Below are 14760 nucleotides of genomic sequence, written 5' to 3'. Positions count from 1 at the left end.
TCGGCTATGCAATGGCCAAGAGGGCTGCTTCAAGGGGCGATACGATGAAGGTGACGGTAGACGTGGATCTGACGCCGGAAGAGGCACGACGCGCGATGGGCCTGCCCGACCTGACGCCGCTGCACGAGCGGTACGTCGGATCGCTGCTGGAAGCGATGAACGGTCAGGTCCGCCCCGAGCTGCTCGAAAACATGATGAAGAGCTGGGCGCCGATGAGCGAGGCGGGCTTCGCCATGTGGCGGCAGATGTTCGAGCAGGCGACCAGCGCGGGCGGCAAGTCGGGCGGCTGATGGCGACGATCTTTGCGCTGTCGAGCGGCGCGGCACCGGCCGGGATCGGCGTGATCCGGGTGAGCGGTCCATTGGCGCTGGCGGCGGTGGAGCGCCTGGCGGGAACGCTGCCGGCGCCGCGTAGCGCGCGGGTGAGGGTGCTTCGCGATGCGTCCGGCGCGGTGCTCGATCGTGCGCTGGTGCTGGTCTTTCCCGGCCCCCACACGGCGACCGGAGAAGATCTGGCGGAGCTGCATTGCCATGGTGGTCGTGCGGTGATCGCGGCAGTGCTGGCGGCGCTGGCGGCCATTCCCGGATTGCGCGCGGCGACAGGGGGAGAGTTCACCCGGCGGGCGCTGGGCAACGGCCGGATCGACCTCGCCGAGGCGGCAGGCCTAGCCGACCTGTTGTCCGCCGATACCGAGCGGCAGCGGGTCGCCGCTCTGTCGGCGGCCGAGGGGATCGTCAGTCAGCAGATCCGCGGCTGGCTGGATCGTCTGGCGATGCTGGCGGCGCTGACCGAAGCGCAGCTCGACTTCGCCGATGAAGACGATGTGGGGGCGGATGACATCGCTCCGATCGTTGACGGCAAGAATGCGCTGGTGGCCGAGCTGCAGGCGGTGCTGGCCAATCCGCCGGTCGAGCGGCTGCGGGACGGCGTGCAGGTGGTGCTGGCCGGGCCGCCGAACAGCGGCAAATCGACGCTCATCAATCTGCTGAGCCAGCGCGATGTCGCGATCGTTTCGGCCATCGCGGGGACGACCCGCGATCGGATCGAAGCGACGGTGGTGCGCGATGGCATCGTCTATCAGGTGACCGATACCGCAGGCCTGACAGCGAGTGACGATCCGATCGAACGGATCGGGGTGGAGCGCGCCGAGGCGGCGATCGGTCGCGCCGATATCCTGTTGTGGCTAGGCGACGACCAGCCGCCGCGGCCGGATGCGCTCTGGGTAAAGGCGCGAGCCGATCAGCCCGGGCGGGAAGACGTGCCGCTGGCCGACGTGACGGTGGCGCAGAGTGATACAGCGAGTGTTCAGCAGCTGTGGACGATGATCGCCGGGCGTGCCGAATTGCTGATGCCGCGTAGCGATATGCTGGCGCTGCGGGATAGCGAGCGGGCGGCATGCCGTGCCGCGGGTGACGCGCTCGCACCGGCGGAGGACGACCTGCTCATCATCGCCGAGCAATTGCGGGTGGCGCAGCGCGTGCTGGGAAGCATCCTGGGTTTGGACGCGACCGAGACGATGCTGGATGCGCTTTTCGGACGGTTCTGCATCGGAAAGTGATGTTCCACGTGGAACAGTTTTGACCCGGACGCCGCGCTGACCTAGGCGAAGCGGCATGTATGACGTGATCGTCGTGGGTGGCGGCCATGCCGGCACCGAAGCGGCAGCCGCTGCGGCAAGGCGCGGGGCCACCACCCTTCTCATCAGCCATGACCGCCGGCAGATCGGCGCGATGTCCTGCAACCCTGCGATCGGCGGGTTGGGCAAGGGGCATATCGTGCGGGAGGTCGACGCCTTCGACGGATTGATCGCACGCGCCGCGGACGCGGCGGCGATCCATTACCGCATGCTCAACCGTAGCAAGGGTGCGGCGGTGCAGGGGCCGCGGGTGCAGGCGGACCGACGACTCTACGCTGCGGCGATCCAGCGGATGCTGGCCGATCTGCCTCATCTCACCATCGGCGAGGGCGATGTCGATGCCCTCAGCCTGCGCAACGGGCGGGTCGATGGTGTCGTGCTGGGTGACGGTAGCCGTATCGCGGGGCATACGGTGGTGCTGGCGACGGGGACGTTCCTCGGCGGCCGGATGTTCCGGGGAGACGAGCGGCATGAGGGCGGACGGATCGGCGAGCGTCCGGCCCGCGCATTGGCGCTGCAACTGCGGGCGCTTGGGCTGCCGCTGCAACGCTTGAAGACGGGCACGCCGCCGCGAATCGATGGCCGCACGATCGACTGGGCGCGGCTGGATGAGCAGCCGTCCGATCGCGAGCCTTGGACCATGTCCCCGATGAGCCCGACGCGGCGGCTGCCACAAGTCGCCTGTGCGGTGACGCGTACGAACATGGCGACGCATGACGCGATCCGATCCGGGCTTGATCGATCGCCGCTGTTCGGTGGCGATATCGAGGGGCAGGGGCCGCGCTATTGCCCTTCGATCGAGGACAAGGTGCACCGTTTCGGGGATCGGGACGGGCATCAGGTGTTTCTGGAGCCCGAGGGATTGGACGACCCGACTGTCTACCCGAACGGATTGTCCACATCATTGCCGACCGACGTGCAGGAGGCGATGGTGCGGAGCATCGCCGGGCTGGAGCGCGCCCGAATCACGATGCCGGGTTATGCGGTGGAATATGACTATCTCGATCCGCGTGCGCTGGACGCTACACTGGCGTTGGCGGCGATCCCCGGTGTGTTCTGCGCCGGGCAGTTGAACGGGACAACGGGCTATGAGGAAGCGGCGGGGCAAGGCCTTGTCGCCGGGCTCAACGCCGCCGCGGTGGCCTGCGATCTGTCGCCGTGCGTGTTGGATCGATCGACCAGCTACCTGGGGGTGATGATCGACGATCTGGTCCTGCAAGGGGTTACCGAACCCTACCGCATGTTGACCGCGCGCGCCGAGTACCGGTTGTCGCTGCGCGCCGACAATGCGGAAACCCGGCTCGGGCCGATCGCCCAGGATCTCGATTGCCTGACGACGGAGCGGCGGGAGCACCAGTTGCGCCGCAGCGAACAACGCCGATCCGTTCACGCTGCATTGCAGCACGAGTGGACGGCGTCGCAACTCGCAGCGCGCGGTGCGCAGGTCGCACAGGATGGCAGTCGACGGACCGCGTACGAATGGCTGCGGATGCCGGGGGCTTCGGTTGATATCGTCGCGCCGGGACTCGACGGATCGCAGAGTGTCGTTGATGAAGTGGTGGAGGATGCCCGTTATGCTCCGTACCTCGAACGGCAGGCGGACGAGATCGCGCGCATGAAGCGGGAAGAGGCGGCAACGTTGCCGCAGGATCTGGATTATCGTGCGATTCCCGGATTATCGAACGAGATGATCGATCGGCTAAGCCTCGCGCGGCCGGTGTCGCTCGGCGCTGCGGCCCGCGTCCGCGGCGTTACGCCAGCGGCGTTGTCGGCGATCTACCTGTATGCACAACGAGCGGCGGCATGACTGAAGACGAGGCCCGGACGGTCATTGCCGATCGGTTCGGCGAGGATAAGGCGGAGAAGGTTGCGGCCTTTTTGGCTTTGGTGGCGGGAGAGAATGAGCGTCAGAACCTGATCGCACCTTCCACTGTACCGAGCATCTGGGACCGTCATGCATTGGATTCCGCGCAGCTGATGTTTCACGTGAAACAATCCGCCGCGTCATGGCTCGATATCGGCACGGGCGGCGGGTTTCCCGGCATTGTCGTCGCCATCCTGTTCGACGGCAGTGTTACGATGGTAGAGCCGCGGAAACGCCGTGCGGCCTTCCTGCAGGATTGTGCAGAGCGGCTGCACCTCGACAATGCCTTCATCGTCTCGAGCAAGGTGGAAGCTGTCGAAAGCGTATTCGACATTATTTCAGCGCGCGCGGTGGCGTCCGTCGAAAAGCTTTTGCAAGCGGCGGACCATTGCGCCAAACCGAACACGCGCTGGATTTTGCCGCGAGGGCGGATCGACGACGATGCACTTGCCGCATTGCAGCGTGACCGCCGCAGAGTGTTTCACGTGGAACATAGCCTGACCGATCCCGGATCATCGATCCTGATCGTCGATCGCAAGAGAGGATAAGCGCGATGACCGTGATTGCTGTGGCCAACCAGAAGGGCGGCGTCGGCAAGACGACGAGCGCGATCAATCTCGCCACGGCTCTGTCGGCCACCGGCAAGACGGTGCTGCTGATCGACCTGGACCCACAGGGTAACGCCTCCACCGGGTTAGGCATCGGCCATGCTCAGCGTGGACGGTCCAGCTATCATGTGCTGGTCGGCGAAGCGGAGATTGCTGACGCGGTCATCACCACGCGCGTACCCCGGCTCGACCTGGTTCCGGCGACGCAGGATCTGTCGGGAGCGGAGATCGAGCTGGTCGAGTTCGAACATCGCACGCATCGGCTCGATCGCGCGCTGCGGCGGTCGCATGGCCGCTGGGACATCGTGCTGATCGATTGTCCGCCGTCGCTCGGCCTGCTGACGATCAACGCGATGGTCGCGGCGGACAAGTTGCTGGTGCCGCTGCAATGCGAGTTCTTCGCGCTGGAGGGCCTGTCGCAGCTGCTCACGACGGTGGAGCGCATCCGCGAGCGGTTCAATCCGGGGCTCGCGATCCTGGGCGTGGCGCTGACCATGTACGATCGCCGCAACCGCCTGACCGATCAGGTCGCCGCCGATGTGCGCGCGGTGCTCGGCCGGGTGGTGTTCGACACGGTGATCCCGCGTAACGTCCGCCTGTCCGAAGCGCCGAGCCATGGGTTGCCAGCGTTGATCTACGACCATCGCTGCTCGGGGTCACAGGCCTATATCGACCTTGCCCGCGAACTGATCGCGCGGCTGCCGCACGCCGCGGCGGTGGCGGCATGAGCGACGCGGCGAAGCGCCGCCCGGCCGGACTGGGCCGCGGGCTGAGCGCCCTGCTCGGCGAGATGGCCGCCGAGGCGCCGGTGACCCCCGGCGCCAACACCGCCGTGCCGACCGGCGTGCGCATGCTGCCGGTCAGTGCATTGTCGCCGCATCCGGATCAGCCCCGCCGTCACTTCGACGACGCGCTGCTCGACGAACTGGCGGCGTCGATCGGCGCGCGCGGGCTGATCCAGCCGATCGTCGTTCGGCCGCACGGGCACGATTATCAGATCGTCGCCGGCGAGCGGCGCTGGCGGGCGGCGCAGCGCGCGCGCCTGCATGAAGTGCCGGTCGTCGTCCGCGACTTCGACGACGCGCAGACGCTCGAGATCGCGCTGATCGAGAATATCCAGCGGCAGGATCTCAACGCGATCGAAGAGGCGCAGGCGTATCAGCGGCTCGCCGGCGAATACGGCCATACGCAGGAGGCATTGGCCAAGATCGTCCACAAGTCGCGCAGCCATGTCGCTAACCTATTGCGATTGCTAGAACTTCCTGCGGCCGTGCAGGACCGCGTGACCGATGGTTCGCTATCGATGGGGCATGCCCGCGCCTTGCTGGGCGCCCGCGATGTCGAAGCGCTGGCGGAGCAGGTCGTGGCGCGGGGACTGTCCGTTCGCGAGACGGAAAAGCTGGCCAAGGGCGCCAAGCCCGAGCGGGCGGGCGGTTCACGCGAACGGGCGGCCCTGACGACGCCCGATGCCGATATCGCCGCGCTGGAACGGCAATTGTCCGACCTGCTCGGCCTCAACGTGCGGATCGCGCATAGCGAGAAGGGCGGCACGCTGACGCTGACCTATTCGACGCTCGATCAACTCGACATGGTCTGCCAGCGGCTGACCGGCGATACGATCTGATGATTCTGCTGTCGCACGAACATGACGATCTGCCCGTCGCCGACGGTGGCGTGATGCGCACGCACTGGTTCCGCCCGGCGGGGGAGGGGCGGTTTCCCGGCCTGTTGCTGTTTTCGGAAATCTACCAGGTCACCGATCCGATCCGCCGGCTAGCGGCGTTCTTCGCCGGCCATGGCTATGTCGTCGCGGTGCCGGAGGTCTATCACGAGCATGAGGCGCCGGGGACGGTGCTGCGTTACGATGCCGCCGGCACCGATCGCGGCAATGCGCTGAAGTTCGCCAAGCCGGTGGCAGCCTTCGATGCCGATGCGCGCCGCGCGCTCGACGCGCTGGAGGCGCACCCTGCGTGCAACGGCAGGTTGGGGACGATCGGCGTATGCCTGGGCGGGCATCTGGCCTATCGCGCGGCGCTGGACCCGCGGGTGAGTGCGGCGGCGCTCTTCTACCCGACCGATATCCATTCCGGCACCTTGGGCGAAGGCCGGCGCGACGACAGCCTCGTCCGGATGGCCGAATTACGTGCCGAAACGCTGTTCGTATGGGGACGACAGGACCCGCATGTTCCCTTCACCGGGCGGGAGGCGATCCGCGCCCGGCTGGAAGCGGTCGGCGCCACTTATGGCTGGCATGAGGTGAATGCCCAGCATGCCTTCCTGCGCGATGAAGGACCGCGATACGATCCCGCCCTGTTCGTCGCGGCGACGGGATGGGCGCTGGCATTGTTCGATCGTGTCTTGCGCTGACGGCGGATTAGAGGCCGGTGAAGTGACCGAAAACCGTTCGTGCTGAGCCTGTCGAAGCACAGGTGAGACTCATGCCCTTCGACACGCTCAGGGCGAACGGTGCGTGCCGGTGAAGGCGACGCCTACCCGCGCCGTTCGACGCCGCGGGTGAGTTCGGTGAGGGCATGATCGGCGAGCACGCTGCCGGCATTGCCGCTGGCCATGATCGCCCGTTCCGCCTGACGCACGCGCAGCAGCGCGGCGGACAGCATGGCGGCGTTCCAGCGGCGCAGCGCCTGGCCGGTCGCCGCCTCTTCACGAAAGAAGATGCGGTGCCGCTTGAACACGCTGTCCTGCGTGGCGCCTGCATCGATCTCCGCCTTCATCTCGGCGAGCGTCATCAGCCGGCGCGCGAGCAGGCGTAACCAGGGGATCGGTGACGTCCCCGCTTCGTCCAGGCGCGCGAGTTCGGCGCCCAAGGCCGCGGTATGGCCACCAATCACGGCATCGACGACCTGCGTCATCTCCGCCTCGCCCAGATCGGCACCGATCGCGTCCAGCGCCGCTTCGTCGAGATCGTGCGGGCGATCCGGGGCGGCATCGAGGAACAGCGCCAGCTTCTCGATCTCGCGGGCCAGCACCGCGCGGTCGCCGCCGCAAGCAGACGCGAGACGCGCCGCAACGGCTCCCGCGGGACGCAAGCCCTGGTCGCGCGCCATCGTGGCGGCCAGCCGCTCCAGATCGGCAGCGCTGGGCTCATAGGCGGCGAACGCCATGGCGCAGCGGGACTCGATCGCCAGCTTGACGATCTTGGCGGTGGATTTGACCGTCGGCGCCAGCGCCACGACGGGATTGCCGGCATGGTCGGCCTCGAGCAACGCGGTAAAGGCGTCGAGGCACTCTTCGCCCGCCGGCGACACGCGGATATGCCGTGCGCCGCCGAACAGCGACAGCGAGGCCGCCTCGTCCGCCAGCCGCGCCGGATCGGAGCGCAGCGTCGCACCGTCCAGGTCGATGCGTTCGGCGTCCGGCCCCATCGCCCTGGCGAGCAGGGCGGCGAGTTCCGCGGTGGCCGAACCATCCGGCCCATGCAGCAGGTACAGCCGGATATCGGGCGACGGGCGTTCCAGCGCGGAGCGGATGTCGCGCGCATTGGCTTTCATGGCCGCGTCTTCACCGCGGCTTGGAACGGCCGCGCGCGTAGACGGCGAGGCGGGCGACGATCTGATCGGCGACGATGCCGGACAACCGCTCCAGCGCGGTGTTCTCCGCCGCGATCGTCGCATATTCCGACTGCACCACGTCGATGCCCGCATCCGAGCCGGCGGTGGCGTCGATCAGCACGCTGCCGTCGGCCAGGTTCACCAGCTGGTAGCGCGCGCGCAGCGTGCGCCGCTCGCGCGTCACCGCATCGTCGCGCCGCACGCCGAAGCCCTGGATCCTGTCGTCCAGCTTCACATCCAGCCGATAGCGGGCGGTGCCGCTGGCGGCGAGACGATCGCGCAGGGCGTTGTCCATCAGCCAGCCCGCCTTGCCCTGGATCGGCGCGACCTCGATGTCGGCCAGCGTCTGTGCGACGCTGCCGCCCGGCCCGCCGCCGTACAAGGGCTGGAGCCCGCAACCCGCCGTCATCAGCGCGAGCGGGGCGAGGAGCAGCAGACGGCTCATGCGACCAGGTTCACCAGGCGTCCGGGCACGACGATCACCTTCCTGGGGGGCTTGCCATCGAGGATGCGGACGATCTTGTCGGAAGCCAATGCCGCCGCCTCGATCGCGTCCTTGGGCAAGTCCTTGGGCAGGGTCAGCGTGTCGCGCAGCTTGCCATTGACCTGCACCGCGATGGTCACCTCGTCCTCGACGAGCAGGCGCGCGTCGACCTCCGGCCAGGGGGCGTCGGCGATCAAGCCGTCGAAGCCCTTGGCCGCCCAGGCTTCCTCGGCGACGTGCGGGATCATCGGCGCGACCAGCAGCATCAGCGTGTAGACGGCGTTGCTGCGCGATGCCGATGGAGCGGCGCGTTCGATCGCCGTCACCAGTTCGTACAGCTTCGCCACCGCCTTGTTGAAGGCGAGCGCTTCGATATCCTGTTCGATGCCGAGGATGGTCTGGTGCAGCTTGCGGTCGAGCGCGGGATCGCCGCCTTCTCCGGGCGCTGCGGCCTCACCGTCGAAGAGGCGCCACAGTCGCTGCACGAAGCGCCAGGCGCCCTCTATGCCCGATTCGCTCCACGGCAGGTCGCGTTCGGGCGGCGAATCCGACAGCATGAACCAGCGCGTCGCATCGGCGCCGTAGCGGTCGACGATCGGTTCGGGATCGACCGTGTTCTTCTTCGACTTCGACATCTTCTCGACCCGGCCTACCGTGATAGGATCACCAGTCGCGATCTCCACGCCGTCGCGCACGTCATCGCGGGAGAGCCAGCGGCCGTCCGACGATTTGTACGTCTCGTGCGTCACCATGCCCTGCGTGAACAGGCCGGTGAACGGTTCGGCGATATCGAGCTGGCCGATGTGCTTCAACGCGCGCGTCCAGAACCGCGCGTAGAGCAGGTGGAGGATTGCATGCTCCACGCCGCCGATATACTGGCCGACCGGCAGCCAGCTTTCGGCGACGGCGCGGTCGAAAGGCTTGTCCTTGGGCTGGCTGGCGAAGCGGATGAAATACCAGCTCGAATCGGCGAACGTGTCGAGCGTGTCGGTTTCGCGGACCGCAGCCTTGCCGCAGGTGGGGCAGGGGACGTGCTTCCACGTCGGATGCCGGTCGAGCGGGTTGCCGGGAACGGCGAAGGACACGTCCTCGGGCAGCACCACGGGCAGCTGGTCCTTGGGCACCGGCACCGCGCCGCAGGCGTCGCAGTGGATGATCGGGATCGGCGTGCCCCAATAGCGCTGGCGGCTGACGCCCCAGTCGCGCAGGCGATAGACGGTGGATCCCTTGCCCCAGCCGCCATCCTCGGCGCGGGTGATGACCGCGCGCTTGGCGTCCTCGACGTCCATGCCGTCGAGGAAGTGCGAATTCACCAGGGCACCGGGGCCGGTATAGGCTTCGTCGCCGTCGAACACCGGATCGGCGAGCGCGCCGTCGGACACCACGCGCTGCACGGCGAGGCCGTATTTACGGGCGAAATCGAGATCGCGCTGGTCGTGCGCCGGCACGCCCATCACCGCGCCGGTGCCATAGTCCATCAGCACGAAATTGGCGATGTAGACGGGCAGCTGCCGGTCGGCATCGAACGGGTGGACGGCGGTGAGGCCGGTGTCGAAGCCCAGCTTCTCCTGCGTCTCCAGTTCGGCGGCGGTGGTGCCGCCCTGCTTGCAGCGCTCGATGAACGCGGCGACCTTGGGCCGACCGGCGAGTGCTTGCGCGATCGGGTGATCCGCGGCGACAGCGACGAAGCTGGCGCCGAAGATCGTGTCGGGGCGGGTCGAGAACACCTCGATCGTCTCGCCGTTCGACACCTGGAATCCGAAGGTCAGCCCCTGGCTCTTGCCGATCCAGTTCTCCTGCATCAGCTTGACCTTGTCCGGCCAGTGTTCGAGGCGGCCGAGCCCCTCGATCAGTTCATCGGCGAAGTCGGTGATCTTGAGGAACCACTGGCTGAGCTTGCGCTTCTCGACCAAAGCGCCCGATCGCCAGCCGCGGCCGTCGATCACCTGTTCGTTGGCGAGCACGGTCATGTCGACCGGATCCCAGTTGACCGCCGATTCCTTGCGATAGACGAGGCCGGCGGCGAACATGTCGAGGAACAGCGCCTGTTCGTGGCCGTAATAGTCCGGCTCGCAGGTGGCGAGCTCGCGGCTCCAGTCGAGCGCGAAGCCGAGGCGCTTCAGCTGCGCCTTCATCGTCTGGATGTTGGCGCGGGTCCAGGTGCCGGGATGCACCTGCTTTTCCATGGCCGCATTCTCGGCCGGCATGCCGAACGCGTCCCAGCCCATCGGGTGGAGCACTTCATAGCCGCGCATCCGCCGGAAGCGCGCCAGCACGTCGCCCATCGTGTAGTTGCGCACGTGGCCCATGTGGATGCGCCCCGACGGATAGGGGAACATCTCCAGCACGTAGCTTTGCGGTTTGCCGCTGTCGTCGCGGGCGGCAAAGGTCTGTCGCTCGTCCCAGACCTGCTGCCAGGCCCGGTCCGCCGTCAATGCGTTGAAACGCTCAACCATGAACCGGATTAGCCCGCGATCGACGCGCGGCGCAGGTCGCGGGCGCGGGTGAGGATCACGTCCTCCAGCTTCTGCGTGGTCGATGCGGCGACGGGGGCGGACACCCACTGGCCGCCGCGATTGACCTCGCGCAGAGCGGCGACGCGCACGGCATCGGCGCGCAGATCCTGGTCGAGGATCGAGACGGTCACCTTCATCCGCTCGGTCGGCACCTGCGGATTGACGTACCAGTCGGTGACGATGACGCCGCCGTTGGAATCGGTCTGCAGCAGCGGCATGAACGACAGCGTGTCGAGGCTGGCGCGCCACAGGTAGGAATTGACGCCGATCGTCGTGACCTTCGATGCGGCGAGGTCTGACTGGGCGACGGCCTTGCCACCGCTGCGGCCGCCGCAGGCGGCGAGCGGCAGGGCGATGGCGGCGACCATGAGAGCGGTGCGCAACGAGCGGATCATGGGCGTGACTGTCCTGCAAAAATTGGAGCGCATCCGCTCTATAGATGCAGCGGACCCCCCGCAAGCGACGCATCGAGTCCCAAAATCTGTGTGCTGATTGCAACAGTCGGACAAAATGTCGCACCGGTAAGTGAGGCTGCCATATTGGCATGCGCCTGAATCGTGTTAGGCGCGTTGCAGCGGGAGTCGAGGGGACTGCTTGTGTTTGCGAAGCGTGCCATGGGGCGTGCGATGGCTGTGATGATGACGGGGGCGCTGGTTGCCACCGGTATCGTCGTGGCACCCGCGTTCGGCGCGAGCGAGCGCAGCCGCCCCGTCAAGCGGGTCGCTCCGGTACGCTTCGCCGGCGCCTTTACCCCCGCCGCGGCCGATCCGCGCCTGGCTGCAGCGATTGCGCGCGGTGGCCTCGACAGCAGCGAGTTCCGCTTCACCCCCGCCGAGGCGCGGCAGGACAAGCGCGCGGTGACCGTCGCCGTCCGGGCACGGTCGAACCGCACCGCGCTGGTCGATGCCGGCCGCGCCGCCGCAGTACCGACGCCGACCGTCGGCATCCAGCCGATCGCCTACAATCTGGGCGTGTCGGTAGGCTGGAAGCGCTTCGCCGTATCGGGGGCGATGAACCGGATCGACCTGGGACCGATCCCGGGCAGCCGCGAATCGACCGACGTGGCGCTGACCTACCGCGCCGGCCGCGCGAGCAGCCGCCTGCAGGCGGTCGCCGACCGGCCGCTGGAGAACACGCCCAAGCTGACGCAGGAGCTGCCGAGCTATTCGGTCGACGTCAGCAGCTCGTACGCGCTGACCCGCAACCTGGATGTGACCGCCGGCATGCGCTATCGCTCGGATCGCGAGCGGCTGGCCCGCCTGGACGACACGCGGCACGACAGCCAGTCGGTCTACGTCGGGACCGCCTTCCGCTTCTGATCCTGGCGTTGGATGCTGCGGTAGCGGCGTCGTGATGATGGCTGGATGCTTCCGCCGCAACATCAGCTGATAGAGGACGCGGCGCGTGTCGCCGGGCGTGAGTCTTACCTGTGCTTCGACAGGCTCAGCACGAGCGGCTTAGGTCGGCGTGGTCCGGCGGGGCCAATGCGGCCTTGGGCTTGGGCCCGGACTGCATCGTCGTGACCAGCCCGTCGATCGCCGCCCAACCCTCGAACCCATAGCGCCGCAGCCGGAGCCAGCGCGTGGCCGTCATGCCGCCGAGCGCGACCCGGCTCGCAGCCAGCCCGTTGGTCATCGCCAACGCGCGCGACACGCCGAGCGGCCGGGCGCCGGGATGCGAGCGGGTGGCGTAGATCGGCGAGACGAACAGCCACGCGGCGCCGGCCCGCACGGCTGCCACCGCCTGGCTCCGATCGTGCACCGGATAGGTCAGCGCATCGCGGCCGCCATGGCCCGGCGCCCCCGGCAGCCCCCCGGCGGCGCTGATCCGGAGACGGCGTGCCTGCGCCAGCCGGCGGATGCGCAGGAACAACCGGTGTCGCTCGCCCCGCGGCAGGCTGCGGTGGCGGAACACCACGCCCGCCCCCGGCGGCAGCGCGCGGAGGACGGCCGGCAGGTCCGCGTCGATCCGCTCGTCGGTCATCAGCCACGCATGGCGGCGTGGATCGATATTGCGGTTCAGATTGGCCACCCGGCCGCTATAGCGGCGCGCATGACCGCCGCCACCCGTCCACCCGCCGCCACTCCCCTCACCGCCGTGATCGACGGCATCGCGCAGGCCGCGCGGCTCGCCAGCCGCGATCCTGCCGACGTGACGCTGATCGCCGTCTCCAAGACGCAGGAGGCCGAGGCGATCCGCCCGTTGCTGGATGCGGGCCATCGCGTCTTCGGTGAAAATCGCGTGCAGGAAGCCGCGGCGAAATGGCCGGCGTTGCGCGATGCCTATGCCGACGTTGCGCTGCACCTGATCGGCCAGCTGCAATCCAACAAGGCCGAGGATGCGGTGGCGTTGTTCGACGCGATCCACACGGTGGATCGCCCGTCGCTGGTCGATGCGCTGGCGGCGGCGATGGCGAAGACGGGGCGGCGGCCCGATTGCTTCGTACAGGTGAATATCGGTGCCGAGGATCAAAAGGGGGGCTGCGCCATCGCCGATCTGCCCGCCCTGCTGGAGCGGGCGCGCGCCGCCGGTCTGCCGGTCGTCGGGCTGATGTGCCTGCCGCCCGCCGATGTCGAGCCGGCGCCCTATTTCGCGCTGCTCGCCAAGCTGGCGCGTGAGGAGGGGCTGAGCGGCCTCAGCATGGGTATGTCCGGCGACTATGCGACGGCGGTGACGCTCGGCGCGACGCATGTGCGCGTCGGCAGCGCGCTGTTCGGCGCACGCAAGGCGATGGCGGCATGAGGTTCGCAGGGCTGCTCTTCGACTTCGACGGCGTGTTGATCGAGAGCGAATATGCCGGCAACCGCCAGATCGCGGAATGGCTGACCGGGGCGGGGCATCCGACCACGCCGGCGGATTCAATGGCGAACTTCATGGGGCTGGCCGGTCCCGATTTCCGCGCCGCGATCGAACGCTGGATCGGCGGTCCGCTGCCCGACAGCTTCCAGGCCGCACGCGAGGCGGAGGATGCGCGCGCGATGGCAGCGGGGATCGACGCGGTCGCGGGTGCGGTGGCGTTCGTCCGCTCGCTGCCCGCCGACCTGCCGCGCGCGGTCGTCTCGTCCAGTCCGACGCGCTGGATCCGCCGCCACCTCGACCATATCGGCCTCGCGGACGCGTTCGGCGAGCATATCTACAGCGGCCGCGAACATGTGGCCAAGGGCAAGCCCGCGCCCGATCTCTACTGGCACGGTGCCGCCGCGATCGGCGTGCCGATCGCCGATTGCGCGATCATCGAGGATTCGCCGGTCGGTGCCACCGGGGCGGTGGCATCGGGCGGCTATGTGATCGGCCTGTGCGCCGGCACGCATTGCGGCGTCGGCCATGATGCGCGGTTGAAGGCGCTGGGAGTGCAGGCAGTGGCGGCCGATTTCACCGAGGTGGCGCGGCTGGTCGGCGCGCCCGTGGTGACGGCGTAGCGCGAAACCCGATCAGAATTTGGGGCCGGCAACCTGCGCGCGCGCCTTCTTGGGCGCATCCTTGAACAGCTGGACCATCATCGGGTTGCGCGAATCGCGCAGCGCATAGTCGCGCGCCGACAGGCCGGCCATGTTGTCGGTCTGGTCGGGATCGGCGCCCTTGTTGAGCAAGGTCCGCGCGATCGCCTCTTCGCGCGCGTTGACCGCCAGGATCAGTGCGGTCTGCCCCGACTGGTTGGCGAGGTTCGGATTCGCCTTGTAGGCGAGCAGCAGGTCGACCAGGTCCTCGCGGCCGGCCAGCGCCGCCAGCATCAGCGGCGTGTTGCCCTTGCCGTCGCGGATGTTGGGATCGGCTTTGTGCTGCAACAGATATTGCACGTACATGCTGCCCGAATGGCCGATCAGCGTGTGCAGCGCGGCCTTGCCGGTGGTCGGCGACTTGGTGTTGATGATCGTGCTGCCCGGCGTCTCGATCATCGTGGTGACCGCCTTGCCGTCCTCCTTCTCGATCGCCGACAGGAACTTGTAGCTTTCCGACTGCTGCTGCGCGGCGACCGGCGCGGAGGCGGCGGCAAGAGCGAGCAGGAGGAGATGACGCGGGCGGATCATGGACGGTCCCTTGACGAGGAAGGCTTGCCCTGCCGCAGGTAACAGATCACAGCTG

General features: G+C 68.0%; 16 protein-coding genes. 10 read left to right on the top strand and 6 right to left on the bottom strand.

The window, feature by feature from the left end:
• The first annotated feature begins 44 nt into the window (after nt 1–44).
• From ACTZQ5_RS06750 to ACTZQ5_RS06720, 7 genes are read left to right on the top strand one after another with little or no spacing between them, the layout of a single operon-like run.
• Nucleotides 45–290, top strand: coding sequence for a DUF6489 family protein (locus ACTZQ5_RS06750; protein ID WP_443584394.1), 246 nt, complete (start codon nt 45–47; stop codon nt 288–290).
• On the top strand, nt 290–1558 hold the full coding sequence (gene mnmE, locus ACTZQ5_RS06745; protein ID WP_443584393.1) for a tRNA uridine-5-carboxymethylaminomethyl(34) synthesis GTPase MnmE: 1269 nt from the start codon (nt 290–292) through the stop codon (nt 1556–1558). Before ACTZQ5_RS06750 ends, mnmE begins: the two co-directional genes overlap by 1 nt.
• A 55-nt stretch (nt 1559–1613) precedes the next feature.
• Nucleotides 1614–3443, top strand: coding sequence for a tRNA uridine-5-carboxymethylaminomethyl(34) synthesis enzyme MnmG (mnmG, locus tag ACTZQ5_RS06740; protein ID WP_443584392.1), 1830 nt, complete (start codon nt 1614–1616; stop codon nt 3441–3443).
• Nucleotides 3440–4048, top strand: coding sequence for a 16S rRNA (guanine(527)-N(7))-methyltransferase RsmG (gene rsmG / locus ACTZQ5_RS06735; RefSeq protein ID WP_443584391.1), 609 nt, complete (start codon nt 3440–3442; stop codon nt 4046–4048). The genes mnmG and rsmG overlap by 4 nt, the downstream gene beginning before the upstream one ends.
• Before the next feature lie 5 nt (nt 4049–4053).
• Entirely contained in the window at nt 4054–4836 is a 783-nt protein-coding gene (locus ACTZQ5_RS06730) for a ParA family protein (RefSeq protein ID WP_443584390.1), read from the top strand.
• Nucleotides 4833–5732, top strand: a complete 900-nt coding sequence (locus ACTZQ5_RS06725) for a ParB/RepB/Spo0J family partition protein (RefSeq protein WP_443584389.1) — start codon at nt 4833–4835, stop codon at nt 5730–5732. Before ACTZQ5_RS06730 ends, ACTZQ5_RS06725 begins: the two co-directional genes overlap by 4 nt.
• The gene (locus tag ACTZQ5_RS06720; RefSeq protein WP_443584388.1) at nt 5732–6475 is read left to right on the top strand and encodes a dienelactone hydrolase family protein; all 744 of its coding nucleotides are present in this window, start codon (nt 5732–5734) and stop codon (nt 6473–6475) included. The genes ACTZQ5_RS06725 and ACTZQ5_RS06720 overlap by 1 nt, the downstream gene beginning before the upstream one ends.
• 122 nt (nt 6476–6597) lie before the next feature.
• Here ACTZQ5_RS06720 and holA read toward each other — a convergent pair whose 3' ends face one another.
• The 4 genes from holA to ACTZQ5_RS06700 are packed head-to-tail and all read right to left on the bottom strand — an operon-like array spanning nt 6598 to nt 11072.
• Complete coding sequence (gene holA / locus ACTZQ5_RS06715; RefSeq protein ID WP_443584387.1) at nt 6598–7617, bottom strand: DNA polymerase III subunit delta; 1020 nt, start codon at nt 7615–7617, stop codon at nt 6598–6600.
• A 10-nt stretch (nt 7618–7627) separates the two neighbouring features.
• Nucleotides 7628–8122, bottom strand: a complete 495-nt coding sequence (lptE, locus tag ACTZQ5_RS06710; protein ID WP_443584386.1) for an LPS assembly lipoprotein LptE — start codon at nt 8120–8122, stop codon at nt 7628–7630.
• Nucleotides 8119–10617 (bottom strand): leucine--tRNA ligase, encoded by a 2499-nt coding sequence (gene leuS, locus ACTZQ5_RS06705; protein WP_443584385.1) that lies wholly within the window; start codon nt 10615–10617, stop codon nt 8119–8121. The genes lptE and leuS overlap by 4 nt, the downstream gene beginning before the upstream one ends.
• A gap of 8 nt (nt 10618–10625) precedes the next feature.
• A complete protein-coding gene (locus ACTZQ5_RS06700; protein WP_443584384.1) occupies nt 10626–11072 on the bottom strand; it encodes a DUF3576 domain-containing protein in 447 nt (148 codons plus the stop codon).
• A 231-nt stretch (nt 11073–11303) separates the two neighbouring features.
• Between ACTZQ5_RS06700 and ACTZQ5_RS06695 the strand changes: the two genes are divergently transcribed.
• Nucleotides 11304–11996, top strand: a complete 693-nt coding sequence (locus ACTZQ5_RS06695) for a hypothetical protein (RefSeq protein WP_443584383.1) — start codon at nt 11304–11306, stop codon at nt 11994–11996.
• A gap of 124 nt (nt 11997–12120) precedes the next feature.
• On the opposite strand, the gene ACTZQ5_RS06690 is transcribed toward ACTZQ5_RS06695, so the two are convergent.
• Entirely contained in the window at nt 12121–12708 is a 588-nt protein-coding gene (locus ACTZQ5_RS06690) for a thiamine phosphate synthase (protein WP_443584382.1), read from the bottom strand.
• Nucleotides 12709–12729: 21 nt separating this feature from the next.
• Here ACTZQ5_RS06690 and ACTZQ5_RS06685 point away from each other — a divergent pair, with 21 nt between their 5' ends.
• Together ACTZQ5_RS06685 and ACTZQ5_RS06680 are read left to right on the top strand one after the other, a co-directional pair.
• Nucleotides 12730–13419, top strand: a complete 690-nt coding sequence (locus ACTZQ5_RS06685) for a YggS family pyridoxal phosphate-dependent enzyme (RefSeq protein WP_443584381.1) — start codon at nt 12730–12732, stop codon at nt 13417–13419.
• Entirely contained in the window at nt 13416–14096 is a 681-nt protein-coding gene (locus ACTZQ5_RS06680; RefSeq protein WP_443584380.1) for an HAD family hydrolase, read from the top strand. Before ACTZQ5_RS06685 ends, ACTZQ5_RS06680 begins: the two co-directional genes overlap by 4 nt.
• A 12-nt stretch (nt 14097–14108) precedes the next feature.
• Here ACTZQ5_RS06680 and ACTZQ5_RS06675 read toward each other — a convergent pair whose 3' ends face one another.
• The gene (locus ACTZQ5_RS06675; RefSeq protein WP_443584379.1) at nt 14109–14705 is read right to left on the bottom strand and encodes an ankyrin repeat domain-containing protein; all 597 of its coding nucleotides are present in this window, start codon (nt 14703–14705) and stop codon (nt 14109–14111) included.
• Nucleotides 14706–14760: the final 55 nt, after the last annotated feature.

Source organism: Sphingomonas cellulosilytica (assembly GCF_052321755.1).
Taxonomy (GTDB): domain Bacteria; phylum Pseudomonadota; class Alphaproteobacteria; order Sphingomonadales; family Sphingomonadaceae; genus Sphingomonas.
Note: the sequence above shows the minus strand (reverse complement) of the source record. Positions and strands in the feature narration are given on the sequence as shown.

Bases quoted from the DNA above. Each gene is read 5' to 3' on its own strand.
- ACTZQ5_RS06750 (WP_443584394.1), top strand. From the start codon at position 45: ATGAAGGTGACGGTAGACGTGGATCTGACGCCGGAAGAGGCACGACGC.
- mnmE (WP_443584393.1), top strand. From the start codon at position 290: ATGGCGACGATCTTTGCGCTGTCGAGCGGCGCGGCACCGGCCGGGATC.
- mnmG (WP_443584392.1), top strand. From the start codon at position 1,614: ATGTATGACGTGATCGTCGTGGGTGGCGGCCATGCCGGCACCGAAGCG.
- rsmG (WP_443584391.1), top strand. From the start codon at position 3,440: ATGACTGAAGACGAGGCCCGGACGGTCATTGCCGATCGGTTCGGCGAG.
- ACTZQ5_RS06730 (WP_443584390.1), top strand. From the start codon at position 4,054: ATGACCGTGATTGCTGTGGCCAACCAGAAGGGCGGCGTCGGCAAGACG.
- ACTZQ5_RS06725 (WP_443584389.1), top strand. From the start codon at position 4,833: ATGAGCGACGCGGCGAAGCGCCGCCCGGCCGGACTGGGCCGCGGGCTG.
- ACTZQ5_RS06720 (WP_443584388.1), top strand. From the start codon at position 5,732: ATGATTCTGCTGTCGCACGAACATGACGATCTGCCCGTCGCCGACGGT.
- holA (WP_443584387.1), bottom strand. From the start codon at position 7,617: ATGAAAGCCAATGCGCGCGACATCCGCTCCGCGCTGGAACGCCCGTCG.
- lptE (WP_443584386.1), bottom strand. From the start codon at position 8,122: ATGAGCCGTCTGCTGCTCCTCGCCCCGCTCGCGCTGATGACGGCGGGT.
- leuS (WP_443584385.1), bottom strand. From the start codon at position 10,617: ATGGTTGAGCGTTTCAACGCATTGACGGCGGACCGGGCCTGGCAGCAG.
- ACTZQ5_RS06700 (WP_443584384.1), bottom strand. From the start codon at position 11,072: ATGATCCGCTCGTTGCGCACCGCTCTCATGGTCGCCGCCATCGCCCTG.
- ACTZQ5_RS06695 (WP_443584383.1), top strand. From the start codon at position 11,304: ATGGCTGTGATGATGACGGGGGCGCTGGTTGCCACCGGTATCGTCGTG.
- ACTZQ5_RS06685 (WP_443584381.1), top strand. From the start codon at position 12,730: ATGACCGCCGCCACCCGTCCACCCGCCGCCACTCCCCTCACCGCCGTG.
- ACTZQ5_RS06680 (WP_443584380.1), top strand. From the start codon at position 13,416: ATGAGGTTCGCAGGGCTGCTCTTCGACTTCGACGGCGTGTTGATCGAG.
- ACTZQ5_RS06675 (WP_443584379.1), bottom strand. From the start codon at position 14,705: ATGATCCGCCCGCGTCATCTCCTCCTGCTCGCTCTTGCCGCCGCCTCC.